This is a genomic window from Pseudoalteromonas sp. HM-SA03, from assembly GCF_002289345.1.
GTDB lineage: Bacteria > Pseudomonadota > Gammaproteobacteria > Enterobacterales > Alteromonadaceae > Pseudoalteromonas.
On the sequence record NZ_NSDG01000003.1, the window covers coordinates 652 to 18,879 of the forward strand.

Annotated in this window: 17 protein-coding genes and 3 tRNA genes; 11 read left to right on the plus strand and 9 right to left on the minus strand. The window is 43.6% G+C overall.

Annotated elements, in window-relative coordinates; all coding sequences use genetic code 11:
* The first annotated feature begins 797 nt into the window (after window positions 1–797).
* Window positions 798–2,387 (plus strand): methyl-accepting chemotaxis protein, encoded by a 1,590-nt coding sequence (locus CKO50_RS00550; protein WP_095726595.1) that lies wholly within the window; start codon window positions 798–800, stop codon window positions 2,385–2,387.
* A 68-nt stretch (window positions 2,388–2,455) separates the two neighbouring features.
* Here the strand turns inward: CKO50_RS00550 and CKO50_RS00555 are convergent, their stop codons facing one another.
* From CKO50_RS00555 to CKO50_RS00575, 5 genes are all read right to left on the minus strand, one after another.
* Entirely contained in the window at window positions 2,456–3,640 is a 1,185-nt protein-coding gene (locus CKO50_RS00555) for a dipeptidase (protein WP_095726596.1), read from the minus strand.
* Between the two features lie 105 nt (window positions 3,641–3,745).
* Complete coding sequence (locus tag CKO50_RS00560) at window positions 3,746–3,991, minus strand: YheU family protein (RefSeq protein WP_095726597.1); 246 nt, start codon at window positions 3,989–3,991, stop codon at window positions 3,746–3,748.
* A 1-nt stretch (window position 3,992) separates the two neighbouring features.
* Entirely contained in the window at window positions 3,993–5,000 is a 1,008-nt protein-coding gene (locus tag CKO50_RS00565; RefSeq protein WP_095726598.1) for a hydrolase, read from the minus strand.
* 567 nt (window positions 5,001–5,567) lie between these two features.
* Window positions 5,568–6,017, minus strand: a complete 450-nt coding sequence (locus tag CKO50_RS00570) for a TIGR02444 family protein (RefSeq protein ID WP_095726599.1) — start codon at window positions 6,015–6,017, stop codon at window positions 5,568–5,570.
* Entirely contained in the window at window positions 6,011–7,939 is a 1,929-nt protein-coding gene (locus tag CKO50_RS00575) for an ATP-binding cassette domain-containing protein (RefSeq protein ID WP_095726600.1), read from the minus strand. Before CKO50_RS00575 ends, CKO50_RS00570 begins: the two co-directional genes overlap by 7 nt.
* A 130-nt stretch (window positions 7,940–8,069) precedes the next feature.
* Here CKO50_RS00575 and CKO50_RS00580 point away from each other — a divergent pair, with 130 nt between their 5' ends.
* Window positions 8,070–8,270 carry a YheV family putative zinc ribbon protein gene (locus CKO50_RS00580; protein WP_010374531.1) on the plus strand — a complete coding sequence of 67 codons (201 nt, stop codon included), beginning with the start codon at window positions 8,070–8,072 and terminating at the stop codon, window positions 8,268–8,270.
* A 28-nt stretch (window positions 8,271–8,298) separates the two neighbouring features.
* Here the strand turns inward: CKO50_RS00580 and CKO50_RS00585 are convergent, their stop codons facing one another.
* On the minus strand, window positions 8,299–8,511 hold the full coding sequence (locus tag CKO50_RS00585) for a SlyX family protein (RefSeq protein WP_010374533.1): 213 nt from the start codon (window positions 8,509–8,511) through the stop codon (window positions 8,299–8,301).
* Window positions 8,508–9,521: a WD40 repeat domain-containing protein gene (locus CKO50_RS00590; RefSeq protein ID WP_095726601.1), complete on the minus strand. Its 1,014-nt coding sequence runs from the start codon at window positions 9,519–9,521 to the stop codon at window positions 8,508–8,510. Before CKO50_RS00590 ends, CKO50_RS00585 begins: the two co-directional genes overlap by 4 nt.
* A gap of 268 nt (window positions 9,522–9,789) precedes the next feature.
* On the opposite strand from CKO50_RS00590, the gene fkpA reads away from it, so the two are divergent.
* Entirely contained in the window at window positions 9,790–10,542 is a 753-nt protein-coding gene (fkpA, locus tag CKO50_RS00595) for an FKBP-type peptidyl-prolyl cis-trans isomerase (RefSeq protein WP_176474589.1), read from the plus strand.
* A 75-nt stretch (window positions 10,543–10,617) separates the two neighbouring features.
* On the opposite strand, the gene CKO50_RS00600 is transcribed toward fkpA, so the two are convergent.
* On the minus strand, window positions 10,618–11,088 hold the full coding sequence (locus tag CKO50_RS00600; RefSeq protein WP_010607921.1) for an Rsd/AlgQ family anti-sigma factor: 471 nt from the start codon (window positions 11,086–11,088) through the stop codon (window positions 10,618–10,620).
* 465 nt (window positions 11,089–11,553) lie between these two features.
* Between CKO50_RS00600 and hemE the strand changes: the two genes are divergently transcribed.
* Window positions 11,554–12,618, plus strand: a complete 1,065-nt coding sequence (hemE, locus tag CKO50_RS00605; RefSeq protein WP_010374544.1) for a uroporphyrinogen decarboxylase — start codon at window positions 11,554–11,556, stop codon at window positions 12,616–12,618.
* A gap of 71 nt (window positions 12,619–12,689) precedes the next feature.
* Here the strand turns inward: hemE and CKO50_RS00610 are convergent, their stop codons facing one another.
* The gene (locus CKO50_RS00610; RefSeq protein ID WP_095726606.1) at window positions 12,690–14,534 is read right to left on the minus strand and encodes a M1 family metallopeptidase; all 1,845 of its coding nucleotides are present in this window, start codon (window positions 14,532–14,534) and stop codon (window positions 12,690–12,692) included.
* Between the two features lie 183 nt (window positions 14,535–14,717).
* Here CKO50_RS00610 and murB point away from each other — a divergent pair, with 183 nt between their 5' ends.
* The 7 genes from murB to CKO50_RS00650 form a co-directional block, all read left to right on the plus strand.
* Window positions 14,718–15,737 carry a UDP-N-acetylmuramate dehydrogenase gene (gene murB, locus CKO50_RS00615; protein WP_095726603.1) on the plus strand — a complete coding sequence of 340 codons (1,020 nt, stop codon included), beginning with the start codon at window positions 14,718–14,720 and terminating at the stop codon, window positions 15,735–15,737.
* Entirely contained in the window at window positions 15,724–16,716 is a 993-nt protein-coding gene (gene birA / locus CKO50_RS00620) for a bifunctional biotin--[acetyl-CoA-carboxylase] ligase/biotin operon repressor BirA (RefSeq protein WP_095726604.1), read from the plus strand. The genes murB and birA overlap by 14 nt, the downstream gene beginning before the upstream one ends.
* Window positions 16,713–17,405 (plus strand): type III pantothenate kinase, encoded by a 693-nt coding sequence (locus tag CKO50_RS00625; protein ID WP_095726605.1) that lies wholly within the window; start codon window positions 16,713–16,715, stop codon window positions 17,403–17,405. The genes birA and CKO50_RS00625 overlap by 4 nt, the downstream gene beginning before the upstream one ends.
* A gap of 241 nt (window positions 17,406–17,646) precedes the next feature.
* Window positions 17,647–17,731, plus strand: a tRNA-Tyr gene (locus tag CKO50_RS00635).
* A gap of 44 nt (window positions 17,732–17,775) precedes the next feature.
* Window positions 17,776–17,850, plus strand: a tRNA-Gly gene (locus tag CKO50_RS00640).
* Window positions 17,851–17,863: 13 nt separating this feature from the next.
* Window positions 17,864–17,939 (plus strand) — tRNA-Thr (locus CKO50_RS00645).
* A 137-nt stretch (window positions 17,940–18,076) separates the two neighbouring features.
* A partial coding sequence (locus CKO50_RS00650) for a GTP-binding protein (RefSeq protein ID WP_255228785.1) occupies window positions 18,077–18,228 on the plus strand: 152 nt, incomplete at its 3' end.

Consider the following 18,228-nt stretch of genomic DNA (forward strand, 5'->3'; position numbering starts at 1 on the left):
TTTTAATTGGACTGCACACTCTAAAGAACTAGTACAAAAATCGTCGGTTCACTCTTCATAAATTAACGACTCCCGCAACCAATTTTAATTGGACCGCACACTCTAAAGAACTCGTACAAAAGTCGTCGGTTCACTCTTCATAAATTAACGACTCCCGTAATCAAATTTTTAGTTTAGTTACCTAAAACCCACTCAATGGACAGTCAGTTTTCTTCGCTATATATACAGAGAAATAAATCATCCACTTTTTATTATTCAAAGCCTGAGTGCTGCTGTTGTTTGATGCATTTCTTACATTGGAATTAATCTTAATACTTACACTGTGAGCAACAACCTATACGCGGGTTATGGAAACCCGCTGTTAAAAAGTGAATAGATTTAGCAAAGGCAGGTAAATCCGATTTGACAGCTAGCAAGATCGGAGTGATTGCAACAAGCTGAGATGTCTTGGCGAGATGCACATTTCATCGTGTCCTGACATCCGTAAACTCTCGTATAATCACCTCCGGCTACTTGAGGAGTTGCTTCCTGAGGTAGTTTGTTATCTTGAGTGAGTTTTTTTAGCTGCTTTTTTTGGAGCTTTATTTTCATTTTCAATATCCTTTTTATAGATTTATTAAGTTTGTTATCACGAAACCGATAGCGTGATCTGCTTAAAAATAATACAAAGAAGTGTTGTTGTAAAACAAATAATGAAATGTAATTATTTTGTTTTCTTTTGAATGGGTGAAGATTATTTGTCTATAAATCTTTATATGGTCTAGGCTTTTACTATCTCTTATTTGAGGTGTATGAAGATGGATTTACATAGTATTCGAGTCAAAAGTTCGTTGCCTACGGCTATGTTGACGATCGTGTTGCTATTTGTGTTTTTTGGTTTTTCGGTGTTGCTCAATAAAGTGCAATCGGCACTTGAGATCCAAACTGAAAACTATTTAAAAGCCGTGTCAGTGGTACTCAATGCGGATAGAGACTTTTATCAAGCTCAAGAAGCCTACCTCAAATTATTAGCTGGTGAAGATAAGCGGGCGGATTTTGAAGAAAACGCCGAGCAGGTGAAACAGCGCTATCAAAAGTATCTTCAGTTTATGTCACTCCACCAGAGTGAGCTGGGTAGTTTTGCAACTTTTGACGCGGACTTTCAAAGTTGGTATCGCGTGACGGTGGCGAGTATTAAAACCCCGACAGATAAAGCGCTTCAAACTGAGTCGGCTAAATTATTTGGTGCAGTTCGTGATGTGCTTGATAAAGCGGGTGAATTAGCCGATGGAAAATCTGCTGCAAGTCGTGCGTTAGTCGTTGCTGAGGTTACTCAGATAAAGTGGGGACTTGGCGTTAGTGCCTTGCTCCTACTTGGTATTGCTTGTTGGATTGCTTATCGGATCCCTCGTCAGTTAGCACAGCAGATAAATTTTGTCTCGGATAGGATCTTTGAAATTGCCTCTGGGGACGGAGACTTAACTGGTCGCATTGAAATCAAAGGCAATGATGAGTTTGCAAAGCTATCGCTAAACTTTAATCATTTTCTCGAGAGCTTACAGGGGATGGTTACAGCACTTGTGAATGATGGTGGCGAGCTGTCGAGTTTGTCGTCAAAACTCAGTCATTATGCCACACAGTGCCATGACTTAATCGACTCGCTTGGTAAGTCATCACATACCATTGTTAGCGCGGTGCATCAGCTAAGTCACTCAAGTCAAGAAGTCTCGTCGGTGGCAGAAAACTCATTGAAAGAAGCTGAAGCTTCACATCGCTACGCAGCACAAGGTAAAACGGTGTTGGCAGATTCAAAACAAAAAATCACTCATCTTGCTGATAATATGGAAGCGGCACTCTCCAGTTCGTTAGCTTTACAAAAAAACTCTGAAAACATTACGCAAGTGCTCGATGTTATTCGCGGGATCGCTGAGCAAACAAATTTATTAGCGCTCAACGCGGCAATAGAAGCGGCAAGAGCAGGTGAACAAGGTCGTGGATTTGCAGTGGTAGCTGACGAGGTTAGGTCACTGGCCACTCGAACACAAGACAGTACTAATGATATTCAGAAGATGTTAGAAGCATTCTCACATAGCGTAGAGGACTCACAAAAGACCATTGAAGATGGTAAGCAGTATGTTGATGTTGCTGTAGAAAGTTTTACGAAGGCAACGGAGCTATTGGAGTTAATTGCACAAAGTGCGGTGAAAGTGACTGAGCTTTCAGAGCAAACCGCTCATGCGACTCAGCAGCAAAATGCAGTATCTACTGAGATTAGCAGTAATTTAACTGATTTAAATGACAAAACATTGGATGGTGAGCGGTTGTCTGGAGAAACGCATCAAATTTCGGATGATGTGCTGCGAGTCACCAGTAAATTGGTGGATGAATTATCTCAGTTTAAAGTCTAAGGTCTTATAAGGTATGCCGTGCGGCACACCTTATAAATCAGTGGTTTGAACAGTTATTTAACCTGAGGTTATTTAGCGAACTTCTTTGCGTAAGCCTCAGCTTGTTTCCACACGCGCAGAGTATTGCCACCTAAAATCTTTTTGATATCAGCGTCGCTGTAGCCTCTATCCAAAAGACCTTGCACAAGATTTGGATACGTTGACACGTCTTTCAGGCCAACCGGTAGTGAGTCACCCACACCATCGTAATCTGAACCAATCCCTACGTGATCTATCCCTATCAACTTAACGACGTGATCAATGTGATCTAGCACTTGATCAAGTGTGGCAAATGGGAACGGATTTTTTGCTCTAAACGCCGCTCTAAAATCGGTGCGATCTTTGTCTTTGGCTTCTTTTTGTGCTTCGTCACGCTTGTCATACCAAGCACCAGCGTTTGCCGTCACAAAGCTCGAGCCAAAGTTAATTTGGATCACGCCGCCATTTTTTGCCAAGGCTTTGAGCATTTCGTCATCCATATTGCGCTCGAATCCTGGGGTGTATTTACGCAGGGATGAATGTGAAGCAACGACCGGTACTTTTGAAATGTCCATAACCTGATAAAAGGCGTCATCGGAAATGTGTGATACATCAATGAGCATACCAATTTTGTTCATTTCAACCACTAGCTCTTTACCAAATGGGCTTAAGCCTTTCCATTTGCGGCGTACGTCATAAGAAGAGTCAGAAATATGGTTGCTTTGCGAGTGTGCTAAGGTGATATAGCGTACGCCACGGTCATAAAAATGCTTAAGGTTTTTCATCTCACCTTCAATGGGCGAGCCATTTTCCATGCCCATCGCGATAGACATAATACCACTGTCAAATTGCGCATAAATGTCGTCGGTATTGTAAGCCATTGCAAATTTATCTGGTGCGCGATGTGCTAAGGCTTCCATACCGTCAATCAGTTGATTGGCGAGTTGATAGCTTTTACCTTTACCTTCAAATTCTAAATTAGCAGGAATATAAATAGACATAAATGGCGCATTAAGACCGCCTTTTACCGCGCGAGGGTAATCAAAATCACCGCCTTCGGTTGCTTGGCTAACATCATCCCATTTACTTTGGATGCGATATGGAACGTCGATGTGTGTATCAATTAGGATGTTATCGTGAGCGAGTTTAACTGCGCGCTCAGAGGCTTTGTATTCAGTTGCATAAGCGCTAGAAACAGCCAGCGCTAGGGCGCAAAGAGCAGTGCCGAGCTTCATAAAATTGCCTTTCCTTTATAGTTATAGAAATTTGATTGTAACAACTCCTGTCACTTCGACAACTGTTTACGATTAGCGCTAAATACAAAGAAAGCTGAAGGTTTTTTAATACTCGTAATCCTCCTGTGCTTGCATCGCTTGAAATTGTTGTTTGCTAACAATATTCACCGATTCATGTAATTCCGAGAAAACGATCAGTGCTTCTCCGGATTTTAGCTGTGCTTTCACTTGCGTGACTTTGCTCTCGGTGCTGACTTCAGTATCGCCATAGTCTGTTCCTTCTCGCAGCACATAGTGCTCAATAAGGTTGTCCAGCGTCTCTTGCGGAAGTTGTTGATAGGGAATGAGCATACTACTTAGCCTTACTATAAATTTGCTGTAAATATTGTGGAATAACGCTTTCTAGCCAAAACCTAGGTTTAAAGGGATTACTTCCCGAAATAAATCCTACGTGACCACCGTGCGGACTCACTGCGAGCGTCACCGGTGAGTTAACCTGAGCGGCTGTAGGCACGGCTTGTGATGATAACATGGGGTCATCTTCGGCGTGGATCAGGAGTGTTGGTGTCGTGATCTGGGTTAAGTAGGGCTGCGAACTTGCTTGTGCGTAATAGTCTTCCGCGCCGTTAAAACCATGCAGCGGTGCCGTTATCTTATCGTCAAACTGCCATAGGTCATCAATGGCATAAAGGGCAGGCTTGTCTATCCTAATTTGCGACTGGATGGTGTCTAGCTTACGTGAAAAAGACTTCTTCATCCTGTCTAGCAAGTATTTTTGATAGAGCTTAAAGCAGCTCTTTCTGATCACCTGACAAGAGGAAGAAAGGTGATAAGGCGCTGAGACGACAACGCCAGCCTCAAGACCGCTTTGCGATTTGGTTTCTCCCAAGTATTTGGCAAGTACATTACCGCCGAGCGAGAAGCCAACCGCAAATAATGGCCGTTTAGGAAAACGGGCTTTTAGCGTGTCTATAAAAAAGCCAAGATCTGAGGTTTCGCCGCTATGATAAGCCCTAGCTTGGCGATTCACTTCACGTGAGCAGTTGCGAAAGTGCATCAGTACGGCATCAAAACCATGGTGTACCAACGCTTTTAATAGGCCTTTTGCATAAAAGCTGTTGATATTGCCTTCTAGCCCATGCAATACCACAACCAAAGGTGCCGATTTATCGCCGTGTTTTGCCCATGCAAGTTCTAAAAAGTCATCGTCTGGTGTGTCTAGTGTTTCATAGTCGACGGGCACCTGTAATCTAGGCCTAAAGAATCGCGGAAGTATGGTTTGGGCATGGCGGTTGCGCATCCACCAAGCGGGCTTAAATTCGTAATTATCGGCTGTTATTGTTTTCATGGCTTGATTCATAATAGAAACTGCGTCTTTTTGACGGTTGCTCGCAAAGCAAAGAAAGGAAGCTATCCAGTTGCAAAACACGTTTTAGCCAGTTTAACGTATTATCAGTTGAGGGTTAAGCAAATAAAAAGCACCCGACCAGTAAACTGATAAGGTGCTTTGTGCGTCGTGCTTAATTCTGCAAGTTGGGGAACTACGTCGAGCCGATCTTCTACTACTTATTCTTCAATCGCCTCAAGGTAATACATTTAAATCTGTTCTATTGTTCGTTAGGTATTTCAGCGTCCATGACTTTTTTAATAAAAAAGTAGACGTAATAACAGCACAGCAAAATTACAATCCCTAAAAAGCCAAAAGATAGAAACAACACAGGGTCGGAAAAAAAGTCTCTAAAGAATACGTTCATGGCTGTGCCTCCTAATTTGTCGATGAGTAAATAGTAGTGGAGGTCTGAGAGGCTTGATATGATCAAGATCAAGTTTCAATCCTGAGTGAAATTAAACCTAGGCAAAGGCTTGATCTCGATCAGGTTTTATATCTAAGTTGGGTAAATAACAGGGCTTATATTGATTTAATGGCTTAGAAGTCAGTCGTATTGAATAAAGCGTCGTACTCACTCTGACTCAAATAGAGCAGCACATTGCTACATGATTGCAGTGGCGTAAACGAAAAGCGTTTTAATGTTTCCAACAATAGCGCTTGTTGGCGCTTTTCAAGCTCAAGCTCTGCAGTCAGCATCGCAGCTCGTAACTTTTTATAGTCTTGGTAGTCTTGATGATGTGTTTTTAGGGTATGGCGGATCGCGCGTTGGGGTTGTAGCACCGCTTGGTCAAATTGCTTAGCAGTCTTTACCAGTGCGGCTAGGGTGTTGGGGGTAATCGTCAGTGCTAAAGTGTCTAGATAACAAAGTAACAGGCACAGGTTGATATTTTTGCCTGCAGCATCTTGCAAATTCAGCAGCCGCGATTGCATCTGCGGGCGGCTGTAGAATTCACAGGCAAACTGCCAAAAGTCTTCACGACTTAGCATATCTCTCCAGTCTCATCGAAATGGTTTTGCTTTTCTTCTAACTCTTCCAATGCCATTAATAAGTTTTCTTCTGTGTCATTAAGTTCTGGGGTTATCTTGGCTTGTTTTGCCAGTAAGTCACTTAATTTTGCTTTGTTCTCGTCCGTGTATAGGCTGTTGTCAGCCAAAGCTTGCTCAATTTCGTCTGCTTGCTCAGTGAGCTCGTCGAGCTGTTTTTCGAGCTTTTCAATCGACTTTTTCAACGGCTGAATGGTTTTTCTGAATTCGGCTTCAAGACGCTTTTGCTCTTTACGATTGGCATTAGAGTTTTGCTTTGGTTCAGCCTCTGAGCCACTTGGTTTCGCTTGCTCTTTATTGGCATTCATGAGCCATTGGTAATAAGCATCTAAGTCATAGCCAAACTGAGAAACGGTTCCATTATCAACTAAATAGTACTCGTCAGCGGTATTTTTCAGCATGTGGCGATCGTGGGAAACGGTTACCATCGCACCCTCAAAACCTTGCAAGGCCATTACGAGTGCGTGTCGCATTTCTAAATCTAGGTGGTTGGTCGGCTCATCGAGTAACAGCAAGTTCGGCTTTTGATACACCAACATCGCAAGTACGAGTCGTGCTTTTTCGCCACCAGAAAACGGCGCAACGGGTTCGAGGGCCTTATCACCATGAAAAGCAAAACCGCCCAAGAAATCACGAATAAGTTGCTCTGGTACTTTAGGGTCTAGACGTTGAATATGGGTAACCGCACTGGCCTCAAGATCGAGAGACTCAAGCTGATGCTGAGCAAAATAGCCAACATTTAACCCTTGGTGTTGAAACACTTCACCAGCTTGTGGGGTTAAATCGTCGGCAAGTAACTTGATTAGGGTCGATTTACCAGCGCCGTTGCGGCCAAGTAACGCAATACGGCTACCTGGGACCAGATTAAGCTTGATGTCATGCAAAATGGTAACGTCACCATAGCCCGCTTTGGCTTGCTCTAGTGTCATCAATGGATTAGGCAAGCTTGTTGGATCTGCAAACTCAAAATTAAATGGTGAATCTGCATGAGCGGGTGCGAGCATTTCCATGCGTTCAAGGGCCTTAACACGGCTTTGCGCTTGTTTTGCTTTACTCGCTTTCGCTTTAAAGCGGGTAATAAACTTCTCTAAGTGTGCAATCGTTTCTTGTTGCTTCTCGTAAAGCGCTTGGTGCTGTGCCATGCGCTCTGCTTTTTGACGCTCAAACTGAGAATAGTGACCTTTATAGACGTTGATCTGCTGTTGGTCGATATGCCAAATCTCGCCAACAACCGCATCTAAAAATTCGCGGTCGTGAGAAATAAGCACTAATGTACCCTGATAGGCGCGTAAAAAGCGTTCTAGCCAATAAACAGCGTCCAAGTCCAAGTGGTTGGTTGGCTCATCCAGAAGCAATAAATCGGCATCGCGGATCAGCGCTTGCGCAAGGTTCAAGCGCATGCGCCAACCACCAGAAAAGTCGCTAACGGCAAACTCAATCTGTTCATTGCTAAAGCCAAGGCCATGGAGTAGTTCACCCGCTTTGGCTTCAATACTATACCCTTTGATATTCTCTAGCTGTTGGTGTGCTTGTGCTAGTAGTTCACCATCACCGTCCCGCTCCGCTTGTTGTAGTTGCGTTCTCAAAACATAGTATTCAGGGTGTCCCTGAAGTACATACTCGAGGGCGCTAATGGAGAGTGCAGGAGTTTCTTGTTTTACCGATGCAATAGACCAATCTTTTGGAATAGAAAAATCACCAGAATCGAGTTGCAGCTCACCTTTTAGCAGCGCAAAGAGAGATGATTTACCACAGCCATTGGCACCGACAAGGCCCGCCTTATGTTGTGGATAAAGCGTTGCATTAGCTTGTTTTAGCAGTGTTTTACTGCCACGAAGTAGCTCGATATCAGAAAGTTGGATCATAATTCTAAAAGTCTGTCTAAATTGCGCGCATCATAGCATGGATCCAATCCCTTACTCCAAGCGTATCATGACAAATAAAATTAGGATAAAATGACAAACCTTAAACTCGGTGTTCATTAGAGGTGTAGAGTTGAAAGTTAAGAAGCGTTTTATTGCAGGGGCAAGTTGTCCAGAATGCCAAAAAATCGACGTAATGATGCTCTACAAAGAGCATGATGTTGAAAAAGTTGAATGTGTTGAGTGTGGCCACGTAATGTCACAGCCGAAAGACGCGGTCCAGGCTTCCACACGCCAGTTTGAGCAAGTTATTGGGGTGTTCAAACCGGAGTGAGTGATCACCCCGGTTTTCAATTAATTTGTTAGTAGTGCGGTGGAGGTGGCTCTTGATGTTGAGGCATTAAACCCGGATCGCGGCCTTCCTTCATTTTCTCTGCCAATAGCTCAATTTGTCGTTGCATTTTAGCCAAGCGCTGCTGATGTGCCTTTAGCTCTTCATTTAAGGTTTCGATTGTATCTTCTTGAAAGGCAAGCTTAGCCTCAAGCTCAGTAATTCTGTTTTCGATTTCATTCATGGCTTTTTCACCTGCGCAAATTTTTCCAGTAGTCCGCTGGAGCTTTCGGTTAACAATGCAGTGTCTTGGTCTTGAAAAGTAACGTCAAATACAACCGCAGACTTGGGGCGGCTGCCTTCTCGGGGTTGTACACGCCAAGTTTGCAATCGTTCGCCATCACTCACTTGCCATAAAATAAGCTCGCGGTTAGGTGAGCCGGTAGCCAAGAGCGTTGCGTCTTGATTAAAGCGCACTGCACTGAAAATTTTCTGGCGAGCAATATACTGTAATTGTGCTTTGAGATCACCAGAAGTTAATTGCCAAATGCTCGCTTTTTTCATGCTATCTGCGGTAAAAGCAAATCTTCCTTGGTCATCTAATGCAACTTTGGTCACGCGACTTGGGTGGTTAAAGCGATGGATCACTTGCCCCGTTCTAGTATCCCAAAAGTAAGCGGTATAGTCGTTGCCTCCGGTTAAGGCAAAGTGACCATTGGGAGACATGGCAATAGAATTGATATTTTCTTGATGTCCAAGGAACTCTATCCGTCTTCCACTCTCTAAGTCGAGGTGAACGACAACGTTATCATTGCGGGCATAGAGTAAATATCGGCCCGCATTGCTAATTGCGATATCTCGAATAGTACCAGACTCAATTTCGAAATAACCAAGGTTTTGACCGTTTTCGACGCTCCAGATGGCGAATGTTTTATCAGTGGCAGTGACGGCCGTGGAGTTGTCATTAGCTAAAGCCAGTGAGTGAATGAGATCATCGGGGGCATCAGAGTGACGCCATTGAAATTTGAGGCCTTGCTCTTGATTATCCCAAAGTACGGCCCCATGCTCTATGGAAGAAACAAGGCTGTAGTGACCGTCTGCAGAGATAACTGCAGAAAATGCGCCTCTGCTGGCATGTTCTACGGTCATAACGGCTTTTGAAGTGTCAGGGCCACAGCCGGTTAAGGTGAAGCAACTGAGCATCGCGCATGCAAAGAGGAGGCTTGTCCACTTAATGTTGACGAGTTTGACCATAAATTAGGTAAATCCTCCTTAACTCCGAAGTCTACAACAGGTAGACTAAAGGCACTAAAAACAAGATATTATTTTGATATTAGCGTATTAAAAGCGTAATGTCGTTACGCGATAATGGCAAGCAAATGCATATTGGCATTCTGATCAGAGGATGTTAATGTGGCTAGCACCTTTTCTTATTAATATAAAATTAACAATGGCACCGCATATCAAGCTCTCTTGCGCGAGCATTGGTGTTTTGATAGTAGGGACTGTCGGAGAGTTGAGAATGAAACAGACGATTAAATTGTCACTCGTTGCTGCTTCAGTGTTAGCACTGGTAGCGTGTAATAAAAAAGCAGAAGAGCAGAAACCTGCTGAGGTTAAGCTAGATACAGAAGTGCAACAGCAAGCATACGGTATCGGTGCTTCAGTTGGTAACTTCTTGCAAAAAGACTTAGCGGATAAAAAAGAGCTAGGCATTGAACTTGATCAAGAGTTACTGATGCGTGGTTTTAAAGACGCACTAGCTGGTGAAGCTAAGCTGGATGACGCAAAAATTCGTGAAGTACTCACTTCACTAGATTCTTCTGTTCGTGAAAAGCAAGCAGCAAAAGCTGAAGCTGATGCGAAGAAAAATAAAGAAGAAGGTGATAAGTTCCTAGCTGAGAATGCGAAAAAAGAAGGCGTTCAGGTAACGGATTCGGGCTTACAGTATGAAGTGTTAAGCGAAGGCGGTGGTAAAAAGCCAGTTGCTACTGACATGGTTAAAGTACACTACAAAGGGACTCTACTAGATGGTTCTGAGTTCGATAGCTCCTATGCGCGTAATGAACCTGCAAGTTTCCGTTTAAACCAAGTTATCGCTGGTTGGACTGAAGGTCTACAGTTAATGAACGTAGGTTCTAAGTATAAGTTTACGATTCCTGCAGATCTTGCATACGGCACTCGCGACCTTGGTAAAATCCCAGCCAACTCAACACTGGTATTTGAAGTTGAGCTGCTAGGTATCGAAGACGAAGCTGAAGAAGCTGCTGAGTAATTTCGCTATTTCTACAAAGAAAAAGGTGAGATAGCTATCTCACCTTTTTTATATTTTGGTGCCCGCAAATTTAGACTATTCAGTGTGATTAGAATAAAGGTTATCGATAAGTTCATCTTCCAATTGGAAGCGCAACTCAAGCGTTTCACCTAACACAGACAAGTCGTTATCGAAGTCTGCTAATTCTTGTGTTTCTTGATTTACTTCAGCATATTTGTCGTTGAAATCAAGTGCGGTATCAGTCGTATCTGTGATCCGAGGGTACAGTGACTGAGCCAGTTTTGCGCTTTCAGGGCCTTTTTCTTGGCAGGCCTCAACAATGTTGTCATAAATTTCAAAATGACCAGCTGAAAGATAGTCCATCAAAATCTGGCAGAATGACTGAATGTCAACTTGCTCAGGAAGTGCTTTACCATTTCGAGTTGGTGAGCATCCTGCAACTTTATAATATAAAACCAATAGTTCCTGACGCTCTGCTAACCATGCATCAATTACACTATGGCTGCCTCCCCATTTCTGTTGGGCTTGTTCTAACTGCGAAAGCATAGTGATTCTCCTTAAGCGGGTTACCTATCTCTATGGAAAGGGAAACGGGGCAAAAGGTCAACCAATTTTTTCTGTAAAAGCGTAAAAAGATCAAAAGATTATTGGTTTGATTATCGGGAATATTAACAAATTCAGGAGGATAAAAATAAAAAAACCACCGAGAGAAACTCAAGGTGGCTCAAAATAGCAGTTTAGCTCGTTGCGTAATGTTGTTATTTTTCTAATTGATGGTGTTTTGTTGTTATTTTTCTAACGCGGTAATTTTATACCAACCTTTTAATCGTGTTGCAAACAGTTTAATTGCTTGTTCCGTAATTTTTACACAAGCTTATGAATTTGTTCCTAATAAAGTAAGGTTTAATCTAGATCATAACGAGGTGCTGGCAAGGATAGTTTAGATAGTGCCCATGTGTACTTAGTGATACAATCCGCACAATTGAATTTAAGTATTGGAATAGAGACGCTATGAGCGAATTAAAAAACGATCGTTATTTACGAGCGCTATTAAAACAACCAGTTGACGTCACACCAGTATGGATGATGCGCCAAGCTGGTCGTTATCTACCAGAGTATCGTGCCACCAGAGCACAAGCTGGTGACTTTATGAGCCTTTGTAAAAATGCAGAGCTGGCATGTGAAGTGACATTACAGCCGCTTCGTCGTTATCCACTAGATGCGGCGATTCTGTTTAGCGATATTTTGACTATTCCAGATGCAATGGGACTTGGACTTTACTTTGAAACCGGTGAAGGTCCAAAGTTTGAGCGTCCTATCCAATCGTTAGACGATGTTAAAAAGCTACCTAAATTAGATCCAACCGATGAGCTTGGTTATGTAATGAATGCGGTGAGCACAATTCGTCGTGAGCTTAAAGGTGAAGTACCACTTATTGGTTTCTCTGGCTCACCATGGACGCTAGCGACTTACATGATTGAAGGCGGTAGCAGCAAAACATTCGGTAAGATTAAAAAGATGGCGTTTGCAGAGCCGCAGACACTGCACCTACTGCTAGATAAAGTGGCTGATTCGGTTATCGATTACCTAAATGCGCAAGTAAAAGCGGGTGCTCAATCGCTAATGATCTTCGACTCTTGGGGTGGGGTGTTAAGCCCACGTGACTACAAAGAGTTTTCACTACAATATATGCACAAAATTGTAGACGGTCTTATCCGTGAAAACGATGGCCGTAAAGTACCCGTGACATTATTCACGAAGAACGGCGGTCAATGGATTGAAGCAATTGCGGCTACTGGCTGTGATGCAGTTGGCCTTGATTGGACGATTGACATCGCCGATGCAAAACGTCGTGTAGGCGATAAAGTTGCACTACAAGGTAATATGGATCCTTCAATGTTACACGGTACCCATGAGCGTATTCGTGAAGAAGTACAGCATATATTAGCCGGCTTTGGCGAAGGTAACGGTCATGTGTTTAACTTAGGCCATGGCATTACACCTGATGTTGACCCTGAAAATGCAGGTGTTTTCATCAACGCGGTTCACGAATTTAGCCGTCAATATCACAAGTAATTTAAGTTTGAACTTAAACTTAAAATAGAAAAGAGCGCTCATTGAAGCGCTCTTTTTGTTTTTGAAATGTATTATTCAAACAAAGCGTCGATGGTGCCTTGAGCAAGCGGGTGGTATCCCGGACGTGCTTGTTGGTAAACACGGTAAGCCCAGTCACGTTTACCATGCTTAATGAGTGACTTGTATAAATTCACAATAAGCTTGCGACGACCAATACTTACCAGGTGCTTTTCAAGGTCTGGGTAAATAGCTTGATAGCCGTTACCTACTGCTAGCATATACCAAGCAAATGCGCGTTCAGCGTTGGTCGATTGCGTCAGCTTAAATGCCTTGTCCAATGCTTCCATACGCTCGATGGCGAGATCTCTTGGTAAGTTATTAATAAAGTGCAGCCATTCATGTACTGTCCAAGCGTCGGTCGGTAAATCTGCAAGTGTTTTCTCGTCTTTTAACCAAGCTTGAGTTAGCGCATCCACTTTTTCAAAGGCATCAGAAGTTGGGTTCGGTGCGTCGCTTGGCAAGCCTGGCTCATAAATCCACTCTTTGGCTTTTTCTAAGCTCACGATACCAGGATATTGCTGTAGCAAGTTTTTATCTAAGTACGCGACGAATTCATCAGTAGTCAGAGATTTAAAAGAGAAAGTTTTAAAGTAGGTTTTAACAAACTTGTCGAACTTGTCACGACCAAACTTTTCTTCTAGATAAATAAGGAATAATTGACCTTTAGTGTAAGGTACAGAGCTAAATGCATCGTCAGGATCGCGGCCATTAAGCTCTAAATTCATGCGTGTATCAGGAGCGGCGATAGTTTTAAGTTGTGCACGCAGCCCAGCAGCGTCAAGTGCTTGCTCCATCACCGCGCGGTCACGACCAAACACTTCTTCCATAATACGGTTTTCAACGTAAGAGGTGAAACCCTCATTTAGCCATAGGTCTTCCCACGTCGCGTTGGTCACTAAGTTGCCAGACCAAGAGTGCGCTAACTCATGGGCGATTAGGTTTACTAAACTTTTGTCACCGGCAACTACGGTTGGCGTGATAAATGACAGGCGTGGATTTTCCATACCTCCAAACGGGAAGCTAGGCGGCAACATGAGCAGGTCGTATCTACCCCAAGCGTATTCACCATACATGGCATTGGTTTTATCGATCATCGCTTGTGTATCGTTAAACTCTGCAACAGAGGCATCGAGGATTTGCGGTTCTGCAAAAATCGCAGTTTGGTGCGACATCTCTTTATATTCAAGGTTACCTGCACCAATTGCAATTAGGTACGGTGGGATAGCTTGCGGCATATCAAACCAATAATCGCCATCTTTGATCAATGCGCCGGTATTGTCCGCACTCATTACCGCACGCACATCTTTAGGCGTATGTACGCGAGCAGAGTAAGTCACACGCATAGCTGGTGTATCCTGCACAGGGATCCAACTACGAGCATGAATAGCTTGAGACTGGCTATACATAAATGGGTGAGATTTACTTGCGGTTTGCTGCGGTGTTAACCACTGTAGACCTGATGCTACTGGCAAGCTGTTGTAATAAATCCGTGCTTTTTTTGCTTGCTCTTTAAAGTGAATAGTTAACTTAGCACCTTTCACCTCATCGCGCTTGGCAAGATCAAACTTGGCGGTATGCCATTTATCATCTTTACCTTGATACATCACTTTGTCGATTTCGAGGTCACGCGTATCTAGTACCAGTGTTCTTGCTTGGCGATTCTGCCAATCTAGCGTGTGTTCAACAAAACCTTCGAGCTGCTTATCTTCAAAGTCAACGTCTAGGTCTAAATGCAAGTGTGTGGTAATAACATCGTTAAGATTGGCGTAAGTGTGTTGGTCAACGGCTGCGTTTACATCAGCAGTGTGGGCGAGGCCAGCCATGGCAAGGCTGAGCGTAAGTGCCGAAAGTTTCATCATAATGTTGCTCTTATAAAAAGAATATTCCCAATTAGAACGGCTAACATAACTAATTTCTGACCATTTAAACAGCATAAGCCGATGGGTTACATAAAATGATGGGCAAGATGACGTTAATGCGTAAGTCAGGGCAATGCGCTACACTAGCGCCAGTTTAGTTAATATTGGCAAGGTGCTGCAGTGACTAGTTTGCAGTCTTATCACACTTTTTCGCTGCCGTCGGGTTGCGAGTCCCTTATCGTTATCACAGATCCACATGCGCTGGTTGAGCTCGATTTCAATCGTCCTTTCTTTTTAATTGGGGAAGGGAGCAATACCATTTTTCTGGAAGATTATGCTGGAAGCGTTATTAAGCTTGCGACTTTAGGTGTCGATATCGAGCAACAAGATGATGATTATATCGTTACAGTCGCAGCTGGAGAAAACTGGCACCAGCTCGTTACAAAGCTGCTTGATAACGGAATTGACGGGTTAGAAAATCTCGCGCTGATCCCTGGTACTGTTGGTGCGGCGCCGGTACAAAACATCGGCGCCTACGGCGTTGAAGTATCACAATTTATCACTGCCGTTAGAGGATTTGATATCGCCGAGCGGCGCTTCACCACATTAACAAATGCCGAGTGTGAATTTGGCTATCGAGATTCAGTCTTTAAACACCGCCTAAAAGATAAGTTTGTTATTACTGAAGTGACATTGACTTTGCCTAAACGTTGGCAGCCAACGTTAAGTTATGGCCCTCTCCAAAGCTTGAGTGATACAGCAACCGCGCAACAGATTTGCGAAGCGGTGATAGTTACTCGGAACAGTAAATTGCCCGATCCTGCGACGCTTGCAAATGCCGGGAGTTTTTTTAAAAACCCAGTGGTTGATAGGGCGTTTGCAGCTCAGTTGCAAAGTGAATTTCCAGAGATGCCAGCGTTTAATGTGGACAATGACCATGTAAAACTTGCGGCTGGCTGGTTGATTGACAAAGCGGGTCTAAAAGGTTGCCATCGCGGAGCTATTCGTGTGTATGAGAAACAAGCACTAGTACTTGTTCATAGCGGTGGCAGCACCGGTGAAGATTTAAAACAGTTAGTGAGCCATATTCAACAAACCGTTTGGCAAAAATTTGCTGTGTTACTCGAGCATGAAGTGCGCCTTATAACAAAGCATGGTGAATGTCAGTTACAAAGTGTGGAATGCCATGAAAACGCCTGATCATAAAAAGCAAACGATTTTAGCGGCCTTGAATAAAGGAGAATTTATCTCAGGGCAAGAACTTGGCGAGCAACTAGGGATTAGTCGCGCGGCTATTGCAAAGCATATTGCGGCGTTGCAAGAGATGGGCGTGGATATTTTTCGAGTCAATGGCCGCGGCTATAAACTCAATTATAGCTTACCGCTTATTCATCAAAGTAAGTTGAATACTCTATGGCAACAGCAGTTTCAAAGTGAGTGTCCAATCGAATATCAAGCAATTATAGACTCAACGAATAGTGAGCTAATGCGTCGTTTGCAGGACAAACAGAATATGGGCTCAGGCCATGTTTTGGTGGCTGAAATGCAGCAAGCTGGCAGAGGGCGCAGAGGTCGGGTATGGCAATCGCCCTTTGGTGCTAACCTTTATTACAGCTATTACTGGCAGTTTGACGCTGGCATGCAAGCGGCGATGGGCTTATCCATAGCTGTAGGACTTGCGGTATATGATGCGTTAAAGGCCCTGTATGATATTTCCGTTGAATTAAAATGGCCAAACGATATTTATCTCAATCAGCAAAAGTTAGCGGGGATTTTAGTTGAGCTAGAGGGGCAAGTGGAAGGGCCTTGCCACCTAGTGATTGGGATTGGGCTAAATATATGCATGCCAGAGTCTGCCTCTAAGCACATCGACCAAGCTTGGACAGATCTGCAAACGCACTTAGGCCAAATTGATAAAAATCAGTTAGTGGTGCAGCTCACTCACTCCTTGTCTGAGCGTCTTGCCCAGTATAAAGAGTCTGGACTAAGCGAAATGGTGACCGAATGGAATAGTCTAAATGCCTTTAAAGGTGACGCGGTAACCTTGAGTACAGGACAAAGAGAATGGCGTGGGATCTGTGAAGGCATCGATATGCAAGGCGGCTTATTGCTTAGGCAAGATGGTGAGCTTAAAGCTTTTTATGGCGGTGAAATTTCGTTAAGAAAGGTGATATCGTGAAACTGCTAATCGACGTAGGTAATACTGCAGTTAAATATGCACTTGAGTATGAAGGGCGTATTAGTCCTGTAAAAGAAAGTGATATTGAATGGCAAAAGCTAACCGCAATTGTCTGCTCTCAGGTTGGTAAGGTGGCGGGATTACAGTGGGTGGAAAGTCGTGCCTCTGAGTTTGGTCTTGTGCTAGAGCAAGCACAAGTATCGGCAAGGCGAGCTGGGGTAACTTGCGCCTATCCTAGTTTTAAAAATTTGGGAATTGATAGGTGGCTTGCGGTACTCGCCGCGCATGCTCTATATCCAACACAAGATATTATCGTAATTGATTCTGGCACTGCGACCACGGTTGATGTAGTGACTGCACATGGGATACACATGGGAGGGTGGATTTTACCAGGTATCGATCTCATGATTTCCAGTATTACAGCACGTGCAGAGCGGGTATTTTGTGATGAGAACACGCCTTTTGCCGCAGAATTTGCTAAAAATACACCAGAGGCGGTGAAAAATGGTGCGTTAGCCGCAACACTTGGGCTCGTACATAGTGCAAAACAGCAACTTAATAATGAGTCTGCGTTGGTATTGTGTGCAGGTGGATATGGCGAGTTAATAAAAAACCATATTGCGTCAGCGGTTTTTGATGACCTTTTGGTATTCAAAGGGCTGTCAGTTTGGTGGAAAAACCCACAATAACTGTAAAAATGTCATGGGATTGGCTTAAAACTGAGCGTTTGAACAATAAATTTAAGATTTTTTGCATATTCCTGTTGCATCGAGTCAATGGTTGCTCTAATATCTCGCCCCGTACTAAAGCAGTGCCGACTTAGCTCAGTTGGTAGAGCAACTGACTTGTAATCAGTAGGTCATCCGTTCGACTCGGATAGTCNCTTTTTACCCTATCTTGTATAGGATGCTTTAGGAAAGAATTTTACGTGGAGGGGTTCCCGAGCGGCCAAAGGGATCAGACTGTAAATCTGACGGCTCAGCCTTCGCTGGTTCGAATCCAGCTCCCTCCACCACTTTATTCTTGACGGTTAGAGGTAGTTAAGAACAGGTTCCTAAAGCGGGCATCGTATAATGGCTATTACCTCAGCCTTCCAAGCTGATGATGCGGGTTCGATTCCCGCTGCCCGCTCCAGTTCGTCTGGCGTGCTGATATAGCTCAGTTGGTAGAGCGCACCCTTGGTAAGGGTGAGGTCGGCAGTTCAAATCTGCCTATCAGCACCAGTCTCCGAAGAATCTTCTCAAATACTTCCTTTGAATTGTCGAAAAAATATTTATAATAGACTGAATAATTCTAATCCACACTCGTCGTGGATTATTTTTATATGTAATCTAGATACACAAAACTTATAGGTTTCGTCATGGCAAAAGAAAAGTTTGAACGCGTAAAACCGCACGTAAACGTAGGTACTATCGGCCACGTTGACCACGGTAAAACAACTCTAACTGCAGCAATCACTAACGTACTTGCAAAAGTATACGGTGGTGAAGCAAAAGACTTCGCATCAATCGA

Excerpts from the sequence above, each read along its gene's own strand:
- CKO50_RS00600 (WP_010607921.1), bottom strand. The coding sequence starts at position 11,088 with ATGCTTTCGCAGTTAGAACAAGCCCAACAGAAATGGGGAGGCAGCCAT.
- CKO50_RS00550 (WP_095726595.1), top strand. The coding sequence starts at position 798 with ATGGATTTACATAGTATTCGAGTCAAAAGTTCGTTGCCTACGGCTATG.
- fkpA (WP_176474589.1), top strand. The coding sequence starts at position 9,790 with ATGAAACAGACGATTAAATTGTCACTCGTTGCTGCTTCAGTGTTAGCA.
- CKO50_RS00570 (WP_095726599.1), bottom strand. The coding sequence starts at position 6,017 with ATGCTAAGTCGTGAAGACTTTTGGCAGTTTGCCTGTGAATTCTACAGC.
- CKO50_RS00575 (WP_095726600.1), bottom strand. The coding sequence starts at position 7,939 with ATGATCCAACTTTCTGATATCGAGCTACTTCGTGGCAGTAAAACACTG.
- CKO50_RS00610 (WP_095726606.1), bottom strand. The coding sequence starts at position 14,534 with ATGAAACTTTCGGCACTTACGCTCAGCCTTGCCATGGCTGGCCTCGCC.
- hemE (WP_010374544.1), top strand. The coding sequence starts at position 11,554 with ATGAGCGAATTAAAAAACGATCGTTATTTACGAGCGCTATTAAAACAA.
- CKO50_RS00555 (WP_095726596.1), bottom strand. The coding sequence starts at position 3,640 with ATGAAGCTCGGCACTGCTCTTTGCGCCCTAGCGCTGGCTGTTTCTAGC.
- CKO50_RS00560 (WP_095726597.1), bottom strand. The coding sequence starts at position 3,991 with ATGCTCATTCCCTATCAACAACTTCCGCAAGAGACGCTGGACAACCTT.
- CKO50_RS00590 (WP_095726601.1), bottom strand. The coding sequence starts at position 9,521 with ATGGTCAAACTCGTCAACATTAAGTGGACAAGCCTCCTCTTTGCATGC.
- CKO50_RS00565 (WP_095726598.1), bottom strand. The coding sequence starts at position 5,000 with ATGAATCAAGCCATGAAAACAATAACAGCCGATAATTACGAATTTAAG.
- CKO50_RS00585 (WP_010374533.1), bottom strand. The coding sequence starts at position 8,511 with ATGAATGAAATCGAAAACAGAATTACTGAGCTTGAGGCTAAGCTTGCC.
- birA (WP_095726604.1), top strand. The coding sequence starts at position 15,724 with ATGAAAACGCCTGATCATAAAAAGCAAACGATTTTAGCGGCCTTGAAT.